Origin of the sequence: Archangium sp., from assembly GCF_036277355.1 — a bacterium.
GTDB lineage: Bacteria > Myxococcota > Myxococcia > Myxococcales > Myxococcaceae > Archangium.
Map to the genome: position 1 here is coordinate 36055 of NZ_DASUNC010000145.1, position 17411 is coordinate 53465.

The window sequence follows — 17411 nt, forward strand, 5'->3', positions numbered from 1 at the left end:
CTCCCAGAGGGCGTCCCCGCCATGGACAGGGCGCGGGGGCTCGATTATGGCCGGGGACCTATGGTTCCCAGCCCTCCGGGCGGCTCGTCCCGCCTCGTCCTGATCGACGCCTCCAGCTTCATCTTCCGCGCCTATCACGCGATTCCCCCCCTGACGAACCGCAAGGGTGTGCCCACCAACGCCACCCTGGGCTTCACCCGGCAGGTGCTCAAGGCGCTCAAGGAGCTGAAGCCCACCCACGTGGCGCTCGCCTTCGACAAGGAGAGCCGCGCCGAGCGCCAGAAGATCGATCCCAACTACAAGGCCAACCGGAAGGAGACGCCGGAGGACCTGGCGCAGCAGTTCCCCTTCATCCGCCAGGTGGTGGAGGCGTTGAACCTGCCCGTGCTGGAGGTGGCCGGCTGGGAGGCGGATGACGTGATTGGCACCCTGGCCCGGCGCGCCACGGCCGAGGGCTTCTGCGTCCTGGTGGTCACCGGCGACAAGGACTTCGTGCAGATCGTCGACAAGGACGTGCACCTGTACGATCCGCAGAACGAGCGCTACACGGACCCCGCCGAGGTGAAGGAGCGGCTGGGCATCGAGCCCACGCAGATGCGCGACTACCTGGCGCTCATCGGCGACGCCGTGGACAACGTCCCCAAGGTGCCGGGCATCGGCCCCAAGTCGGCGGTGGAGCTGCTGACGCAGTTCGGCTCCGTGGACGCGATGCTCGAGCGGCTCTCCGAGGTGAAGAAGCCGAAGATGCGCGAGGCCATCGCCGCGCACCGCGAGAGCCTGCTGCGCGCGCGAGACCTGGTGACGTTCCGCACGGACCTGCAGCTGGACGTGTCCATCGAGCAGCTGAAGCGCCAGCCGCCGCATGACGAGCAGCTGCGCCAGCTCTTCACCGACCTGGAGTTCTCCGCGCTGCTGCGCGAGCTGCCGCCGAAGGCCGCCACGGGAGGAGAGGCCGCCGCGGAGGGCACGGGCGCGAGCGAGGCTCCGAGGACTGCCGCGAAGCTGCCGGCGAAGACGGAGATCGTCACCACGAAGGAGGCGCTCCAGGCGCTGGCCACGGCGGTGCGCGAGGCGGGCGCGGTGACGCTGGTGCCCGCGTACGAGGGTCTGCCCTTCGCCGCGTCGCTGGTGGGCCTGGGGGTGGCGCTGAAGGACGGCACCACGCGCTACGTGCCGCTGGCGCACGAGGGGCTCGGCGTGGAGCAGGTGCGGCCCGCGGACTTCAAGGCGGCGCTCCAGGGCGTGCTGGAGGACGTGGCGGTGAAGAAGGGCGGGCATGATCTCAAGGCCCTCTGGTTGCTGCTCAACCGCGAGGGAATCCAGCTGAGGGGAGGGGAGGACGACGTCGAGCTGCTCAGCTACCTGCTGGATGCCTCGCGGAGGGATCACAGCGTGGAGTTCCTCGCCCGCGAGCGGCTCCAGGTGGACCTGCCCGAGCTGCCCACCACGAGTGGCCGCAAGGCCCGTGCGCTGAAGGAGTACACACCCGAGGAGGTGGCGCTGGCGTACGCGCTCCGGGCGGAAGCGGCGCGGCAACTGGCTCCCGGGCTGTGGGAGGAGCTGGAGCCCCTGGGCCTGGCGAAGCTCGCGCGGGAGCTGGAGCTGCCGCTGGTGCCGCTGCTCGCGCGCATGGAGTCGCGCGGCGTGAAGGTGGACGTGAAGGTGCTGCGGCAGATCTCCGACAAGGTGGGGGCGGACTGCGAGGCGAAGGTGAAGGAGATCCACACGCTCGCGGGCACCGAGTTCAACGTGGGCTCCAACCCGCAGCTGGCCGAGGTGCTCTACAAGAAGCTGGAGCTGCCGGTCCTCAAGCGCGGGAAGACGGGCCCCTCCACGGATCAGGAGGTGCTGGAGAAGCTGGCCGAGGTGCACCCGCTGCCGCGCGCCATCATCGAGTACCGCTCGCTGTCCAAGCTCAAGAGCACCTACCTGGACACGCTGCCGGAGCTGGCGAGGAACGGGCGCATCCACACCACCTTCCACCAGGCGGCCACCGCCACGGGGCGGCTGTCCTCGTCGGATCCGAATCTGCAGAACATCCCCATCCGCACCGAGCTGGGAATGGAGATCCGCCGGGCCTTCATCGCGGAGGAGGGGAATCAGCTCGTCTCGGCGGACTACAGCCAGATCGAACTGCGGCTGCTGGCGCACATCGCCGAGGATCCGGTGCTCATCGACGCCTTCGCCCGGGACGAGGACATCCACAGCCGCACGGCGGCGGAGATCTTCGGCGTGGCGCAGGACCAGGTGACGAGGGATCAGCGCCGCGTGGCGAAGACGGTGAACTTCGGCATCGCCTACGGCCTGAGCTCGTACGGGTTGTCCACGCGCCTGAACATCCCGGACGAGGAGGCGCGCGACATCATCGAGCGCTACTTCAAACGCTACGCGGGCATCAAACGCTACCTGGAGGAGACGGTGCGGGTGGCGCGGGAGCGGGGGTACGTGGAGACGCTCTTCGGGCGGCGCCGGCCGATGGCGGACCTGCGCGCGAAGAACCGGCAGGTGGTGCAGGCGGCCGAGCGCGCCGCCATCAACATGCCGATCCAGGGCACGGCGGCGGACCTCATCAAGAAGGCGATGCTGGCGGTGGACGAGGAACTGCGGAAGCAGGGCTTGCGCACGCAGATGCTGCTGCAGGTGCACGACGAATTGCTCTTCGAGGCGCCGGAGGCCGAGGTGGAGCAGGTGAAGGAGCTGGCGCGCCGGTGCATGAACGCGGTGATGCAGCTCAAGGTGCCCCTCAAGGTGGAGGTGGGGGCGGGGAAGACGTGGGCGGACGCGCACTGATGTCTCCGCGTTTGGTTCTCGCTCTGGGTCTGCTGTTGCTGGTGCCGCGGTGGGCCCGGGCCGCTTCACCTGAATCCGAGTCACGCCTTTCCGTGCTGGAGGGCGTGGCGGTCAGCGGACACCACAGCCCCACGTATGGCCATGGGCTCGAGCTCACCTTCAAGCCGCTCGGGCCGGACCCGGCCCTGGCACGGCTCGCAGTGGAGGATGCACGGGCATTCGTGGAGGCCCTGGAGACGGCATTCCAGATGCCCATGCCACGGTCGGTCAGGTCCTTTGAGTCGGGACGTCCTCGGGCCACGGTGACGGTGGACCTTTTCTCGGAACCATCGCCAGGCGCACGTTTGTCTGATCTGGAGAGACGTGTGCGTGAGGCATACGCGCAGCTATACGGTCCTCCGTCCATGCCGCTGCTGTCTTCCCTCGAGAGCAGCCGGTGGTTCCATGCACTCAAACTCTCACCTCGCTACATGGACGAGGGCGTGCGCGCGGCGGCCGTGGAACTGCTCAGCTCACCGACCGTCGCGTATTCCATGGCGTTGTCCATGATGCTGTACATGGCGGCGTGGGCCGCGCCCGAGCCAGTGTTCAGCAAGGCATTGGCTGGAGCCATCACGTTGGGCCTGCTGCTGACTTACAGCGCGGCGGAGCTCTACACCGTGGGTCTGGCATGCCTGAACCTCTACCGGGAGGCGGAGGCGGCGAGGACGCAGGAGCAACTCGAGGCCGCCGCCGAGCGCTTTGGTAGGGCAATCGGGGGAGTAGGGTTGCGCGTGCTGGTGACGGTGGCCGGGGCGAAGCTGGCCAAGGGGTTGCCGGAGGTGCCAAAGGGCGGGATGTGGGCACGCTTTTCACCTCCACGCTTCGCTTTCGCGGGAGGGGGCGCTCGGGGCGGTTTCTCAGTAGGGGGGGGGACCCGTGCCCAGGTGAACGTGGCGAACGGCACGGTGGTCCTCATGGGCGTGTCCGCGAATACGGCGGCCACCGCTGTCTCTGCTGCAGTCACTTCCGCTCGGACGTCAGGTGCCTGCCGGGATGCCTCGGACAAAGGCGAGGCCAAGGCACATCACCTCGCCACGAATAAGAACGATATATCAGATGTCAGCGGCGGTCCTTGGACGCCTCGCTTCGAGATTCTCTTCGCTCGTGCTGCCATGAGCCTGGATGACCCGGCGAATATCGTTTATCTCATCGCCCATCAGGGTCCACATCCCGAGGCATACCACCAAGAAATCTACACTCGCTTGGAGACTGCGCTTGGGAGATGCCGAGGCAAGGTTGAGTGCCGGGCCAAAATCGTAGAGGAACTCGATCAGATTGCAGCTGACATCTGCAAGCCAGGATCGGTGCTCAATAAGCTTCTCACAAAAAAGCCATGAATTCTCCGATGCAATATTTCGATTTGTGGGATGACCTGTACGTCCCTGGGCGGTGGCACTTGAGCGCTCCCGACGTAGATGAGCATGGGCGAGAGATAGATCCATGGCAATTCAAGGATGGAGAGGTCATCAAGCTGGAGGCTGCGCCAGTGCTGCGAATGGTCCGCCCAGGAGCTCCTCTCGATTTCAGTCTGACTGGCTTGACGGTGCCGTTGGTCAATAGCCGCGTCGTTTCTCTTTTCGAGCACCTGGGTCTTGCGCAGGAGGTGCAATTCATACCGGCTCGAGTGGATGGCTTCACCGAGCCTTACTTTCTGCTCAATGCCCTCCGTGTGATCCGCTGCATTGACGATGCTCGCTGCGAGGAGGTTCTCTACTGGCTGCCCAAGGACAACCGCCCGGACAAATTGGGCCAGTATCGAAATATAAGAGGTTTAAGAGTGGATCCGACGAAAGTGGGAGATTCCAACATCTTCCGTCCATGGGGGTGGACGGTTACCCTCATTGTTTCCGAACGCATCAAACTGGCGATGGAAGATGCGGCCATTACCGGCACCAGGTTCACGGGAGTTTGAGCGGTCAGGATCAAGCCATGGGCGCTCCTCCGCGTTATTTCGAGCTGTGGGACGAAATGAGTGTGCCGTGCCGTTGGGTGTTGTATCAGACAGACATTGATGACCATGGGCGGAAGTTGGACCCCTGGCAATTCAAGAGAGGGACACTGCTTCATCTGGATGGGCGGCCCGTTCTCGGCATCGCCCATCCCGGCGTTCCGCTGGATTTCAGTCTGACCGAGCTTGCCACGCCCGTGGTGACCGAGCGTTTCGTCTCACTCTTCGAGCAGCTGGAGCTTGGAAACGAGGTCCAATTCATTCCAGCTCAAGTGGAAGGGCACACGGAGCCTTACTTCATTCTCAATGTCTTGAACGTCATCCGTTGCATCGATGACGCCCGATGCGAGGAGGTGTCGTACTGGAGGCCCGAGGATGGAGAGCCAGAACTGGTCGGCAAGTATCAGAATGTCAGTGGATTGAAGGTGGACCCGGCCAGGATGGGAGACCTCAGCATCTGCCGTCCCTGGGGATGGACGGGAGCCATCATCCTCACCGAGCGCGTCAAGCTGGCCATGGAGCGCGCGGGCATGACTGGCCTCCGGCTCCGTGAAGCCTGACGTCCGCGAAGTCTGAAAAGACTCGGGCGGACGCATACCGACGTACGCGTCCGCCCGGAGAACAACGCCGACCCGTCCGGCCGTCGAGGCGCGTGAACCCCCATTCACGCGGCTTCCAACGGCCACTCCTTGCGCGCTCACCGCACCCCCGCGCGGGAACACGCCCCCTTTTCGCGCCTCGGGCCCCCCAATTGGCCCGTCAGCGCGCCCCCTTCAACCGTCGGCCCTCGGACTCCTCCCAGCATTGGAGCAGTCAAGCCGGACGGGTCGGCACCCCCCTCAACTCAATGCATCGCCACCCGCTCGTGCTCCTCGCTCACCGAGGGCCGCTCGCGAATCGCCACCGGCTGCTTCTCGAAGATCTGCACCACCAGGCCCGCGAAGGGCACCCTCGGCCTCGGCGCCAGCGGATTGCCCAGGCGCTCCATCAGCGCCACCGACGAGTCCACCGCCTCGTCCAGCGCCTGGTTCACCACCGCCCGCTCCGTGTCGCCTCCCCCCAGCGCCTCCACCGCGTCCACCAGGCAGCGGCGCAGCGCCGCGAACTCCTCGTGCAGCGCGCGCACCCCACGCCCCGGCGCCAGCCTCAGCACCGCGCGCGTCCGGCTCCACGGGCTGCCTTCCTTGCCCTCCAGCTTCTTCCCCACCTCGCGGATGAACGGCTCCACCACGCTGTCCAACTGGTTGCGCGGCGGCCCCCCGTCCTTGCGCGCCTCGGCGAAGCGCACCCGGCGCCATGCCGCGGCCAGCCGCTCCGGCTGCCCCGCGAACACCCTCGCCACCCCTGCTCCCCGCCGTGCCCGCTCCACCATTCCGCTGCCCTCCGCTCTCGTGGCGCCGTCTAAAGCAAGCCGGTTGCCAACGACCGCTCGTCGCGCGTGGACAGTGAAATCAGCCGTTTGGCTCAGCTCCTGGGCGCCGGGAGTCCCGGCGGGCTGTAGTTTTTTCGCCGAGCCCGCGCAAAGGGCAGGGCCGTGGGGCGCGCGGTCTCTTCCGTGGGCAGGTTTTTTCCCACCGGAAGGACACGGCGCGGCCCCCGTTTCAATGCACTGTCGGCTTGGGCGGACGCGGCTCGCCTTCCTCGTCGTCCTCGAATTCCTGGCCGTTCGTCACGCTCGGCTCCACGGGCTCGTTCCACTCGGGGGCCAGGGCGTCCGCCGGCTTCGGCGCGTCCGCACCCTCCACCCCGTCCACCGGCTGTGGCGGCGGGGGCATCTGCAGGGCGCGCTGCTGGGCCAGCTCCGCCTCGAGGGCCGCGCGCAGCTCCGCCTCCTCGGCCTCGTCCCGCGCCTCCATCTCGGCCAGGTGCTCTTCCTTCTGCTTGCGCCGCCGCACGTACGCCGCCACCACCAGCCCCGTCATCCCCAGCCACAGCAGCGAGGAGCTCGTCGTCAGCGGCAGCCAGCCATAGCGCGCCGCCAGCCCCTCGCGCCACGCCATCTCCTCCACCCACAGCGACGACTTGAAGGCCTTGCCGAAGGCCTGCTCGAAGGGCTGGCCCGTGGCCACCTCGTCCACCAGCCGGCCCATGCCCTCCGGGCCGTACTTCGCCGACAGCCACGCCACGAAGGCCGCGCTCTGCGCGTACGCTATCTCCACGTCCGACGGCAGGTCCGGCCACGCGTCGTACAGGTGCTCGAAGCGGAACACCTTCTCCTGCTTCACCGCCCGGAAGAGCGTCGCGTAGTGCGTCATGGACCAGTTCTCGCCCGTCAGGTTCTGCGCCAGGCCCTCCTGGAACCACCGGGGCCAGCCGCGCGCCAGCTGTCCCAGCGCCACGTGCGCCAGCTCGTGCCGCAGCGTCACCATGCCCTCGGGGCCCGCCATCGTCAGCGCGTTGAGCAGGACGATCCGGTGCGACGGGTACGCCAGCGCCACCGCCCAGCCCGGAGGCGCTCCCCCGGGCAGCGCCAGCGCCTCGAACTCCTCGCGGCCCACGCCCACCCGAATCTCCGTCACCCCCGGCCAGTCCCGCCCCAGCACGCTCACGAAGCCGTCCCGGATGGACTCGATGCCGCCGGCCAGCTGGCGCGCGGAGCCCTCGGACTTCACGGTGTAGAGCAGCCGGAAGCGCGGCGTGGCCACCTCGCCCACCACCAGCGCCGGGCGGGGCAGGGGCACCATCGCCGGCTCCACGCCTCCATTGGCGTGGCCGGCCTCCGGCGTGGGGAGGGTGAGCTCCTGCGCCCGCGCGAGCGGGGCCAGCAACAGCATCAGGAGCAGGAGCAGGTGGCGCATGGGAGCCTCACGTGGCTCCAGACATAACAGCCTCGGCGTGTGCCGCGCCAAGCCCCTCGACTCGCACCCGTTTACGACGCGAGGTGTCACCCGACACCAGGCTCACCTGCCGCTTGGGTACCCCCAGCTGCTTCGCCAGGAACTCCAGCAGCGCCGCGTTGGCCTCGCCATCCACCGGTGGGGCGGCGAGCTGAATCTTCAGCAGGCCGTCGTGCTCGCCCACCACGCGCGTGCGCGAGGCCCTCGGCTGCACCACCACGGCCAGCTCCACCGCGCCGGGCACTTCCTTCACCCAGGGAGCACCCATGGGTCAATCGGCGTTCTGCGCCTTCTTCTGCGTGAGGTACGCCACGTTGTCCTCCACGCGGGCGTAGTCCTTGTCGGCGAAGGTGCGGCCGCTGAACGTCTCCAGCAGCTTCTGGTGCGCCTCCACCACCGACTTCACCTGGGACTCGAACTGGGCGCGCTGGCGCTTCAGCTCGTTGATGTCCTCCACCACCTGCACCAGCCGCTGGTGCGCGCCGTGGACGATCTTCTCCGCCTGGTGCTCGGCGTCCGCGAGGATGATCTCCGCTTCCTTCTTGGCCGCGGCCTTCATGTCCTCGCTGATGCGCTGCGCGGTGACCATCGTCTCCTGCAGGGTGCGCTCGCGCTCCAGGTGCTGCTCCAGCTTGAGCTGGGTGCGCTTGAGCTCCTCCTTCAGGCCGATGTTCTCCTTCACCACCTCCTCGAACTCGCCGGCGATGAGCTCCAGGAACGCTTCCACCTCCCGCTTCGAGAAGCCGCGCAGGGCCGTCTCGAAGCGCTTCTGCCGGATGTCGAGCGGGGTGATCTTCATGCCCCCCAGTATAAGCCAGCCCTAGGACTTCTCCAGGAACTGCTCCCCCAGCTCCCTGGCCCGCCGGGTGGCGGCCTCCACCGCGTTGATGAGGGTGGTGCGCAGCCCGCCTGCCTCCAGGGTATGCAGGCCGGCGATGGCCGTACCCCCGGGGCTCGTCACCTGGTCCTTGAGCTGCCCGGGGTGGGCGCCCGTCTCGATGAGCAGCTGTGCACTGCCCAACACCGTCTGCGCGGCCAGCTTGAGCGCGGTGTAGCGGGGGAGGCCCACCTTCACGCCCGCGTCCGACAGGGCCTCGATGATGAGGAAGATGTAGGCGGGGCCGCTGCCGGACAGGCCGGTGACGGCGTCCAGGAGGTTCTCGTCCACCACGGTGGTGGTGCCCACGGACTGGAAGATGCGGGTGGCCACCGCCAGGTCCGCCTCGCTGGCGTGCTCGCCCGGGGACAGCGCGCAGGCGCCCATGCCCACCAGGGACGGGGTGTTGGGCATGGTGCGGATGATGCGCGCCCCGGCCCCCAGCCGCCGCTCCATGGCCGCGATGGGCACGCCGGCCGCCACGGAGATGATGAGCTTGCCCGGATCCACCGCCGTGGCCACCTGGATGAGCACCTTGTCCAGCGCCTGCGGCTTCACGGAGAGCACCACCACGTCCGCCTCGCGCACCGCGGACAGGTTGTCCGTCGTGGTCCGCACCCCGTAGGTGCGCTGGAGCGTCTCCAGCCGATCCCCCCGGCGCCCGGTGGCGATGAGGGACTCGGGCTTCGCGTTGCCGGCGCGCAGCAGCCCCTTGATGAGCGCCTCGGCCATGTTGCCGGCGCCGAGGAAGGCGATCGTCTTGTCGAGCATCCCCCGGCTTCTACCAGCGCGACCGTCTGGTTGCAGATTTCTTGACGGGAGATCGGATCGTGGGACCTTGACACCCACTACAGGCCTGTAGCGCCTGAACGGAGAGGTCGAGAGCACCATGAGCGCGGCGGCTGCGACGAGCTGGAACTGGCGGACCCTGGAGAACGTGGAGGTCGAGTGCACCCACTGCGGTGTGCGCATGACGGGCCACTCGGGGCCACGGGTCAAGTACTTCCGTTGCGGCTCGTGCCACCGCTGGGTCTCCAGCGTCTACACGGACGTCTTCCGCGCGGACGCGAAGATGCGCACCCACCCGGTGAAGGAGAAGACGGACGGGGACGCCCAGTTCCTGGCCGTGAAGGACCGGCTGGAGGCGTGGCTGGCGGCCATCGACGACCAGGATCCGTACCGGGTGCTGGGGGTGTCGCCCTCGGACTCGCCCGAGGTGGTGCGGGCCCGCTTCCGCGAGCTGGCGCTCGAGCGCCACCCGGACCGCGGTGGCTCCGAGGCCAAGATGCGCGAGCTGAACCTGGCCTACGAGAAGATCCTCCGTCACCGTCAGCGCAAGCGGATTGAAGCGCTGGAGGCGGGTGCGGCCCAGGTGCGTGGGGCCTCGGCGCTGCCCGCCGCTCGCGGCCGGTAGTCGCCGTTCACTTCCTGTCCAGGGCCTCCTCCACACGCGCCGTCAAGGATTCGTGGGTCCAGAGGCCCGCTCGCTCCACTCCTTTTGCTTCCTCGTTGCTGACGGGGCGGTACTTGGAGCCGGTCCTGATCTTGTAGTCACCCGGAACCCCCAGTAGGAACTCGAGCTTGTCCAGGTCCTCCGGTGCATAGTCCGGGTCCGAGCTGACAATCGGGTAGGCCAGATCCCGGAAGGCCCGTGTGCCATTGGCATGGACGGGGTGGAAGAGCCGTCCGGATTCAAGGATGGTCGAGGTGGGAACGGCACTGCGCGAGGTGGCCTTGAAGACCTCCACGATCTCGCCGTGGGAGCCTCCGGCCTCCATGATGCGTCCGAACGCGAAGCGCCCGTCCTTCAGGGGAATGGCGAACACGTCTCCGGCTTTGTACGTCTGCCGCTTCGGACGTTTGGCGGTCTTGATCTGGACCGAGGCGACCTTGCGCTCCTCGAACCCCGAGAAGAGGGTGTCATCGGCATTGGCCCGCAGACTCGTCTCCAAGAGCACCTGCAACTCCTCGCAGGTCATCTTCCGCCCAAGGGCCCCCTCGTACATCCGCGACAGCTTGCGCAGGAATGCGTAGGTCTCATCCAGCACCTCGTCACCCAGCACGGCACCTTCGTGTCCAGCGGAGTCGAACCATCCCATCGTCACTCCTCTCCTTTCCTCAACTGCACACCGTGCTGCTCTTCGCCAGCTTGTCCATCTTCTCCTGGCGGGCGCGCTCGAAGTGCGCCTGCCTGGCGGGAGGACGGTTTGGGTTGTCCACGAACGAATTGAGCTTGTTGCCCCGGTTCTTCGCGGAGACAGGTTCTCCGATCTCGCCCGTCCGGGTTCCATGGTGATCGATATAGGCCTGCTCGTAGCCACGGGCGGTACCATAGGAGACGCCGCCATCGAGTTCGATGAGTCCGCCGCCCCGTTGCTGCGCCGTGGGGTCTAACCGGCCGTCGGCGATGTGCTCATCCAATCGCCGGTTGGCATCATTGCTGATGCCGATGTAGTAGGGCTTTTCCGTGGGAGGTCCGGGTGGATCGTACAGGCCGTAGACGGAATACCCGGGAGTGCTCTCGTGGACCAGCCCGTACGGGTCGAGGCCGTCCGCCGGGCTTGGGACATAGTTCCAGAGGTTCAAGCCCCCCTGGTAGCCCAGCGGATCGGCGCTGATGTACATCGCCAGGGCCGGGTCGTAATAGCGGAAGCGGTTGTAGAAGAGTCCCGTCTCCCGATCCTCGTACTGTCCAGGGAAGCGCAGCGGCACATCCACCGAGAGCTCCGTGCGCCTGCGTACCATCCCAAAGCCAGACAACTCGGCCCGCCAGGCAACGCGGCCCGCCGTGTCGATCGCCAGCTTCGGCGTCGCATTCGCATCGGACTCGATGAAGTAGCACTGCTTCGCTTCGAAGACTGCCAGGGGCTCGAAGCTCCCGGGTTGTGACAGGAACTCCCGCGTGCTCCGGGAGAGGGTTCCTCCCGCCGGGGGGGAGCCCGTCGCCGGACCTTCCGTCTCCTCACGCCAGGCGGTTCGCTTCTCGCCGAGCAGGACGTCCCCGTCCCAGAGGAACACGACCTCCTCGACCTGGGTGCCCTCCCGCACGCGCTTGAGCACACGACGCCCGAATGGATCGTAGCTGTACTCCACCTGCGTCTTGTTACCGGAGGCAGGGGTGACCACGGTGCGGCTGAGCTGGCCCGCCGCATTGTAGTCATGGGAAAGCCTGCTCTTCGGCGTCTGCTTCTCCGTCAGGTTTCCGTCCTCGTCATACCGGAGCTGGAAGACCTCCTGGGTGAGCTCACAGGGGCCCTCGGCGAGGAGCTTGCCCTCGGGCGCCCCGAGCCTGTTGCCGGCGGTATCGTAGGAATAGAGCTCCTCGGTCTGGTCCGCGTAGCGGGCGCGGACCAGACGGCCGGTGTCATCGTGAGTGAGCTGGATGCCTCCGGAGGCCTCATCCCCGAAGGCCTTGAGTTGGGAGGCGGCGTCATAGGAATAGGCGGAGTAGGTGAGCGGCTCGCTCTCCCGGCTGATGACACTGGTGCGCAACCGGCCCGCGGGGGTGTACTCCCGGCGCCGGACCGCTCCTCCCTGGTACCGCAGCTCGCTCTCCCGGCCGAGCGCGTCATGCCGCATCCGGAGCAGGGGACCACTGGCTTCCGCGACCTCGGCGAGCTGGCCACAGGCGTCATAGGTCAGCTTCAGGCGGTGACCCAGCGATGACCCACGCGCAACCCGGTTGCCGGCCGCATCGTACTCGAAGCGGACCTCCTCGCCGTTGATGCGCTCGGCCACGAGGCGGCCCGCTCCATCATATTTCCTCAACACCCGGGTCGCGGAGTTCCTGGCCTCGAGCAAGCGCCCGGCCAGATCGTACTTGAAGGTCTCCTCCTGACCGTCGTCGCGGACCCGCTTCGTGCAGCGCCCGAGCTGATCATGTTCGTAGCGGGTACTCAGGCCGCGCGCGTCCGTCCTGGAGACGAGCCGGTTGGCTCCATCGTACGTGTAGCGATGGCGCCGGCCGAAGGCGTCCTCCTCGACGATGCGGCCGAGGATGTCCCGTTGCAGCCGGTACTCGTGATTGGCCGGGTTGCGGATGCCAATGAGTTCCAGCTCCTTGTCGTACTCGAACCGGGTATGGGCGCCCGTCTCGTCCAGCGTCGCGACACACCGGCCCAGGGGTCCATACAGGTGATGCCGGGTGTGTCCCAGCGCGTCCGTCTGCTTGATGATGCGTCCGGCGGCGTCATGGCTGAACAGCCGCACCGTGCCGCCTGGCTCCACGAGGCGTGTCAGCCGGCCGGCCGCGTCGTACTCGAACCGCGTCTCCTGGCCGAGTGCATCCTTCCTGCTGACGAGCCGTCCCAGGGCATCGTGGTGTCTCACGGTCCGCTGGCCGAGCGGGTCCTGGATGACAGTCAGATCCCCCGCGGCGTCCCAGGAGTAGGTGAAGGTGTTTCCGTTGGGATCCACCTCCTTGGTGCGCAGTCCGCGTGCATCCACCTCGTAACGCCAGACGGCGCCTCCGGGTTCCTTCTCCTCCACCAGGTTTCCGCGTTCGTCGTAGGCGCGGCACCTCTTGCTTCCGTCCGGGGAGAGAACCTCCGTCAAGCCACCGCGTGCGTCGTAGGTGAAGCGGGTCGTGACTCCCGCAGGCTCCTCGATGCAGACCACCCGCCCGTGCTCATCACGGATGTAGTGTGTGTGCTCACCCAGGGCGTTGACCTGCGATAGGTGGGCGCCGGCATGGTCGTACGTGTACCGGAGCTCGTTTCCGAGCGCGTCGAGCTGGTGGGTGACGAGGCCCAGCTCGTTCCATTCGTAGGTCGTGCGCGCGCCCCGGCTGTCCTGGACGGTCGTGGTCCGGCCCGGCAGATCATAGGTGAGCCATCGCTCGAGGACCCCCCCATCCCCCCAGGTATGGATGCATCGACCACTGGGATCATGGCGATCGTATTCGAAGTAGAACGAGATGCCGTCCCGGCCGGTCTCCTGGATCAGGAGGTGATGGAGATAGGAGAACCGCTGCGCGGCGCCGGTCGCGTCATGGACGGCGACGAGATCGCCGACCTTGTCGTAATCGTAGCGCACCAGGGGTTGGCGTTGCTGCGGGTTCGCGGGATCCGGGCCATGGATCGCGGAGATCCGCCACGAGGCATCCCATTGAAAGGACAACCTTCGTCCGGCGCTGTCGATGATTTGCGAGATACGGCCATACTGGCGCTCGATGGAAATGGCATTGCCGCAAGGGTCCTCGATGCGGACGAGCGGCCAGGGCGCCAGTTCTGGTGGTTTCGGGGAGGGGGATTGGAAATGGAACCGGACTCCCGTGTCGGTCTGGAGCACGTAGCCGGAGGGCCCCAGCCTCAAGGTGAGGCGCTCCTGCGGATTCCAGCTGGAGCCGCCCGGAAGCGGAGGCGCGAAGGGCACGTGCCGGCCGTCATCGAGCCTCACCACGATGGCTTCCGCGCTGGGAAATACCGCCAGATCGTAGGAATGGTGCCAGCCGTGGCCCAGCTCGCCGGTATGGGTGGAGGTGCTGTACCAGACGCGGCGCCAGACCAGGGGCAATGGCCCCGGGAGCACGAAATCGGTGTCTTCCGTCAGGACCTTGCCCGTGGCGATGTCCACCGGGTGGCCCGTCAAGGAACAGACGGCCCGGTGAACGCGATTGCGCGCGCGCTCACCCAGCCCCAGCTTGTCCATCACCTTGTCCGCCGCCTTGTGGATGCGCTCGGACAAGGCCTTCATCTTCCGGCTGGCCTTCTGCAACTTGCGCAGCTTCTTCAGCCCTTTGAGCAGTACGCCGATCGCCAGCTGAGAGAGCAGGCCCGCCATGGAAATGGTAGGCGGTCCCCCCACGATGACCGGTGGCCCCGCGGGAATGGACAACGCGATGGACGTGGGCAGCAGCAGCGTCTTGGCCCCGGGTCCCTTCTTGCGCGGCGGCGAGGGCATGCCGATGTCCTGGCAGCTCAGCACCGGCAGCATCATGTAGGTGAAGGGCTCCTCGTCCACGACGACCGTGGAGCTCCCCATGAAGGTTTCGTTCTCGTTGCCCGGAGGCCTGGCGAAGACGCCACCGATGGGGAAGTGCGGCGGAAGTGCGACGCCTCCCGTGCCCGCCTGCGCTCGCGGCAGGCCATTCACGTTGACCGTGGAGCCGATGAGCGGGAGGTAGTCGAACGGATCGAAGACGAGGCCGATGTGGGGGTGGGGAATGGGCACCACCGGGCCTGGCGGGGTGATGATGAGGTGGATATCGATTCCCAGCACCGGATCCAGGTGCTTCACCGCGGGCATCATGCGTGCTGTCCTCCCACGGCGGACGTCTTCGGCCGCCAGTCCTCGCCCAGCACCGACACCACCTCCGACTCCATCTGCCGTGCGGTGCTCTCTCCCTGTCGCTGCTGGCTCAACCTCACCAGCGCCTCACCCAGGAAGGGCAGCGTCGAGCCCGCGCGAGCCCGCGCTTCCATGCCCAGGCCCACCTCCCAGGCCCGTCTTCCGCAGGCCCATGCCTGCTCCCACTCCTTGCTCATCTCCCAGCACCAGCTGGCCATGCGCCAGCACTCCAGCTCCATGAGCGCATCCTTCAGCTCGCACGCCAGGGGGGCCGATTCCTCGTACAGCACGGCGGCCTGTGGGTACTGCTCCGCCGTGACCTGCACGCAGCCCCGCCCCATGCGCGACTTGAGCCGGAGGATGGCTCCCTGCGTGTCTCCCTGGCTCTGGGCCTCGGTCGCCGCATCCTCTGCCTTCTGGTAGTGGGCAAGCGCCTCCTGGTGCCGCTTCGTGCCCAGCAGCGCGCCGCCCACCACGAAGTGCGCAGCCACCGCGAGGGGGTGCCAGCCCTGCTCCCTGGCCAGTGCCACGGCCTGCTCTCCCAGCCGCTCCACCTTGCCCACGTCCCCCTTGGTGGCCGCGGTGCTCATGCGCACGAGGAGGTCGCGGAAGCGCCCTCCTGGCGTGTCCAGGTGTCCCGCTTCTTGTGACAGCTCCTCCATCGCCCGAGCCATGTCCAGCCTCGCCGCCACTGTCACGATCTTGCCCGGCAGGTCCTTCGCCAGCGGTTCCAGCTCCCGCGTGCGCGCATCGTCCAGCACCACCAGTCGCACGTGCGGACCCTGGAGCTGCTGCACTGCGCCGCCGAGCCACTTCCGCCAGGCATTCGCCTCCTCCACCCGCGCCGGCACCAGTACCGCCACCAGATGCTCGCACACCCCTTCGTAGTGGTGGCGCAGCGAGCCGCATGCCCGCAGGAAGGACTCCAGGCCTGTGTCGCGCTCCACCACCGGTGGGCATTGCCACACGGCCCCTTCCTTCTCCAACCCGGCCCGGCTCTCCTCTAGCCGCTTCACCATCGCCTCACGCAGCGAGTGCCCGTACCGCTCCGCGTCCTCGAAGGGCTCGTCAAATCGCATGAAGAGGTCCGGACACTCCCCCGTCCGTTCATCCTCTTCCTTGCGGACAAAGGCCTCCACCATCCGCACCTCGTCCGGCTCCACCACCCAGCGCAGCAGGCGTGCCTCGGGTTGCTGGGCGAATTCCGTCCACTGGTCGTGCAGCAGCTCGAGCCGCCGCTCCACCGCGTTCTTCCTCGCCATTGTCGTGCCTCCTCCCGGGTTTTACGGACGCCCCTTGTCGGCGGGGGTCGGCTCGACGGGTTGCGCCTCCGCGGGCAGCGCCGGTTCGGTGGGGGAGGCTCCGCTGCCGCTCAGGGCCGCGCCTCCGCTGTTGAGGTTGATGATCGTCCCGGAGACGGAGATCCCCGCCGCGTCGATGGTGATGAAGCCGCCTGGCCCTTTGAGCGTCAGTCCCGCGCCCGCCTCGATGATGATGTTCATCGACTTGAGGTGGATCTCCTGTCCCGCCTCCAGCGCATGGTTGGCACCCGCCTTCACCTGGAGATCCTGCCCGACGGTGATGGACCAGGTCTCTCCAACCTTCTCATTGCGGTTGGCGCCCACCGTGAGGTGGCTGTCCGCACCCACCTTCTCCTTGCGCACGGCCTCGATGATGACGTCCTGATTGCCCTCACCGTCGATACCGCCCACATGCAGCTTCAGATCCCCGCCAATGTGCTCCTGGCTGTGACGGTGTACCTTGAGGCTCTTGTCCCGATAGATCAGCTCGTTCTGGTCACCCACCTTCCCATCCTTCCCGTTGCTTCCGATGGTCTGGTGGCGGTTGTGCAGGATGTTCTCCATGGAGTCATTCTTGACGTGGACATCCATGTTGCGCTGCGCGTGGATGAAGACCTGCTCCTGGCTCTTCTTGTCCTCGAAGCGCAGCTCGTTGAAGCCCTCACCACCCGGGGAGGTGTTCGTCCTGAAGGTGCTCTTGGTCTTCTCTTCGGGAAGAGGGTAGGGCGTGGGATTGAGCCCGTTGTATACCCGCCCGGTGATGAGTGGCCGGTCCGGGTCTCCCTCGATGAAGTCGACAACAACCTCCTGGCCGATGCGCGGAATGAACATGGCGCCCCACATCTCGCCGCCCCAGGGCTGGCTCACGCGCACCCAGCATGAGCTCTTGTCATCGTGCTTGCCCTCCCGATCCCAGTGGAACTGCACCTTCACCCGCCCATGCTCGTCGACGTGGATCTCCTCGCCTGCGGGGCCCACGACGGTGGCTGTCTGAACTCCGCGCACGACGGGCCGGTTCGTCGTCCTCGGCGGCCGGAAGGGAACCTGGGCCGACATGCACGTGAAGGAGTTGCCGTAGCTGAAGGCTCCCCCTTGCGCCTCCTCCTCCAGCACCTGGGGTTGGTGTCCATGATGTCCCACGCTGGTGATCAGGTAGCGCAGGTTGAAGTCCGCTCGGGGGTGCTGCTCTAGCACCAAACGCCGAATGAGGCGGGGACGGGTAGCTTGCAGTGTTCCGCTACTTGGAGCAGGCGGAGCAGGCGGCGCTCGCGCGCGGCTTGAGGCCCCACTTGCGAGCAGACAGAGAAAGAGACTGGGCGGCCGCTCTG

14 protein-coding genes are annotated in these 17411 nt (G+C 67.1%); 5 read left to right on the top strand and 9 right to left on the bottom strand.

Annotated features, from left to right (window positions below):
* Positions 1 to 60 precede the first annotated feature (60 nt).
* Genes polA through VFZ09_RS35325 form a run of 4 tightly spaced genes read left to right on the top strand, consistent with a single transcriptional unit; the run spans position 61 to position 5340 of the window.
* On the top strand, positions 61 to 2790 hold the full coding sequence (gene polA, locus VFZ09_RS35310) for a DNA polymerase I (protein WP_329732152.1): 2730 nt from the start codon (positions 61 to 63) through the stop codon (positions 2788 to 2790).
* On the top strand, positions 2790 to 4169 hold the full coding sequence (locus VFZ09_RS35315) for an AHH domain-containing protein (protein WP_329732153.1): 1380 nt from the start codon (positions 2790 to 2792) through the stop codon (positions 4167 to 4169). The genes polA and VFZ09_RS35315 overlap by 1 nt, the downstream gene beginning before the upstream one ends.
* Positions 4170 to 4177: 8 nt before the next feature.
* Complete coding sequence (locus tag VFZ09_RS35320; RefSeq protein ID WP_329732154.1) at positions 4178 to 4744, top strand: imm11 family protein; 567 nt, start codon at positions 4178 to 4180, stop codon at positions 4742 to 4744.
* 17 nt (positions 4745 to 4761) lie between these two features.
* Positions 4762 to 5340, top strand: coding sequence for an imm11 family protein (locus VFZ09_RS35325; protein WP_329732155.1), 579 nt, complete (start codon positions 4762 to 4764; stop codon positions 5338 to 5340).
* A gap of 284 nt (positions 5341 to 5624) precedes the next feature.
* On the opposite strand, the gene VFZ09_RS35330 is transcribed toward VFZ09_RS35325, so the two are convergent.
* The 5 genes from VFZ09_RS35330 to proC form a co-directional block, all read right to left on the bottom strand.
* Positions 5625 to 6122 carry a hypothetical protein gene (locus tag VFZ09_RS35330; protein WP_329732156.1) on the bottom strand — a complete coding sequence of 166 codons (498 nt, stop codon included), beginning with the start codon at positions 6120 to 6122 and terminating at the stop codon, positions 5625 to 5627.
* Positions 6123 to 6381: 259 nt separating this feature from the next.
* The gene (locus VFZ09_RS35335) at positions 6382 to 7578 is read right to left on the bottom strand and encodes a peptidase MA family metallohydrolase (RefSeq protein WP_329732157.1); all 1197 of its coding nucleotides are present in this window, start codon (positions 7576 to 7578) and stop codon (positions 6382 to 6384) included.
* 7 nt (positions 7579 to 7585) lie between these two features.
* Complete coding sequence (locus VFZ09_RS35340; protein WP_329732158.1) at positions 7586 to 7885, bottom strand: DUF167 domain-containing protein; 300 nt, start codon at positions 7883 to 7885, stop codon at positions 7586 to 7588.
* Positions 7886 to 7888: 3 nt separating this feature from the next.
* Complete coding sequence (locus VFZ09_RS35345) at positions 7889 to 8416, bottom strand: DivIVA domain-containing protein (RefSeq protein ID WP_329732159.1); 528 nt, start codon at positions 8414 to 8416, stop codon at positions 7889 to 7891.
* A gap of 21 nt (positions 8417 to 8437) precedes the next feature.
* Positions 8438 to 9265, bottom strand: a complete 828-nt coding sequence (gene proC / locus VFZ09_RS35350; protein WP_329732160.1) for a pyrroline-5-carboxylate reductase — start codon at positions 9263 to 9265, stop codon at positions 8438 to 8440.
* Between the two features lie 118 nt (positions 9266 to 9383).
* Between proC and VFZ09_RS35355 the strand changes: the two genes are divergently transcribed.
* Positions 9384 to 9908 carry a J domain-containing protein gene (locus VFZ09_RS35355; protein ID WP_329732161.1) on the top strand — a complete coding sequence of 175 codons (525 nt, stop codon included), beginning with the start codon at positions 9384 to 9386 and terminating at the stop codon, positions 9906 to 9908.
* Positions 9909 to 9915: 7 nt separating this feature from the next.
* On the opposite strand, the gene VFZ09_RS35360 is transcribed toward VFZ09_RS35355, so the two are convergent.
* Genes VFZ09_RS35360 through tssI form a run of 4 tightly spaced genes read right to left on the bottom strand, consistent with a single transcriptional unit; the run spans position 9916 to position 17277 of the window.
* The gene (locus VFZ09_RS35360; protein ID WP_329732162.1) at positions 9916 to 10593 is read right to left on the bottom strand and encodes an Imm26 family immunity protein; all 678 of its coding nucleotides are present in this window, start codon (positions 10591 to 10593) and stop codon (positions 9916 to 9918) included.
* Positions 10594 to 10612: 19 nt separating this feature from the next.
* Positions 10613 to 14743 (bottom strand): DUF6531 domain-containing protein, encoded by a 4131-nt coding sequence (locus tag VFZ09_RS35365; RefSeq protein WP_329732163.1) that lies wholly within the window; start codon positions 14741 to 14743, stop codon positions 10613 to 10615.
* The gene (locus VFZ09_RS35370) at positions 14740 to 16044 is read right to left on the bottom strand and encodes a hypothetical protein (RefSeq protein ID WP_329732164.1); all 1305 of its coding nucleotides are present in this window, start codon (positions 16042 to 16044) and stop codon (positions 14740 to 14742) included. Before VFZ09_RS35370 ends, VFZ09_RS35365 begins: the two co-directional genes overlap by 4 nt.
* Positions 16045 to 16065: 21 nt before the next feature.
* Positions 16066 to 17277 (bottom strand): type VI secretion system tip protein TssI/VgrG, encoded by a 1212-nt coding sequence (tssI, locus tag VFZ09_RS35375; RefSeq protein ID WP_329732165.1) that lies wholly within the window; start codon positions 17275 to 17277, stop codon positions 16066 to 16068.
* Positions 17278 to 17411 lie beyond the last annotated feature (134 nt).

Coding starts and splice junctions, on each gene's coding strand:
- polA (WP_329732152.1), top strand. CDS start 61: ATGGTTCCCAGCCCTCCGGGCGGCTCGTCCCGCCTCGTCCTGATCGAC.
- VFZ09_RS35315 (WP_329732153.1), top strand. CDS start 2,790: ATGTCTCCGCGTTTGGTTCTCGCTCTGGGTCTGCTGTTGCTGGTGCCG.
- VFZ09_RS35320 (WP_329732154.1), top strand. CDS start 4,178: ATGCAATATTTCGATTTGTGGGATGACCTGTACGTCCCTGGGCGGTGG.
- VFZ09_RS35325 (WP_329732155.1), top strand. CDS start 4,762: ATGGGCGCTCCTCCGCGTTATTTCGAGCTGTGGGACGAAATGAGTGTG.
- VFZ09_RS35335 (WP_329732157.1), bottom strand. CDS start 7,578: ATGCGCCACCTGCTCCTGCTCCTGATGCTGTTGCTGGCCCCGCTCGCG.
- VFZ09_RS35340 (WP_329732158.1), bottom strand. CDS start 7,885: ATGGGTGCTCCCTGGGTGAAGGAAGTGCCCGGCGCGGTGGAGCTGGCC.
- VFZ09_RS35345 (WP_329732159.1), bottom strand. CDS start 8,416: ATGAAGATCACCCCGCTCGACATCCGGCAGAAGCGCTTCGAGACGGCC.
- proC (WP_329732160.1), bottom strand. CDS start 9,265: ATGCTCGACAAGACGATCGCCTTCCTCGGCGCCGGCAACATGGCCGAG.
- VFZ09_RS35355 (WP_329732161.1), top strand. CDS start 9,384: ATGAGCGCGGCGGCTGCGACGAGCTGGAACTGGCGGACCCTGGAGAAC.
- VFZ09_RS35360 (WP_329732162.1), bottom strand. CDS start 10,593: ATGGGATGGTTCGACTCCGCTGGACACGAAGGTGCCGTGCTGGGTGAC.
- VFZ09_RS35365 (WP_329732163.1), bottom strand. CDS start 14,743: ATGATGCCCGCGGTGAAGCACCTGGATCCGGTGCTGGGAATCGATATC.
- VFZ09_RS35370 (WP_329732164.1), bottom strand. CDS start 16,044: ATGGCGAGGAAGAACGCGGTGGAGCGGCGGCTCGAGCTGCTGCACGAC.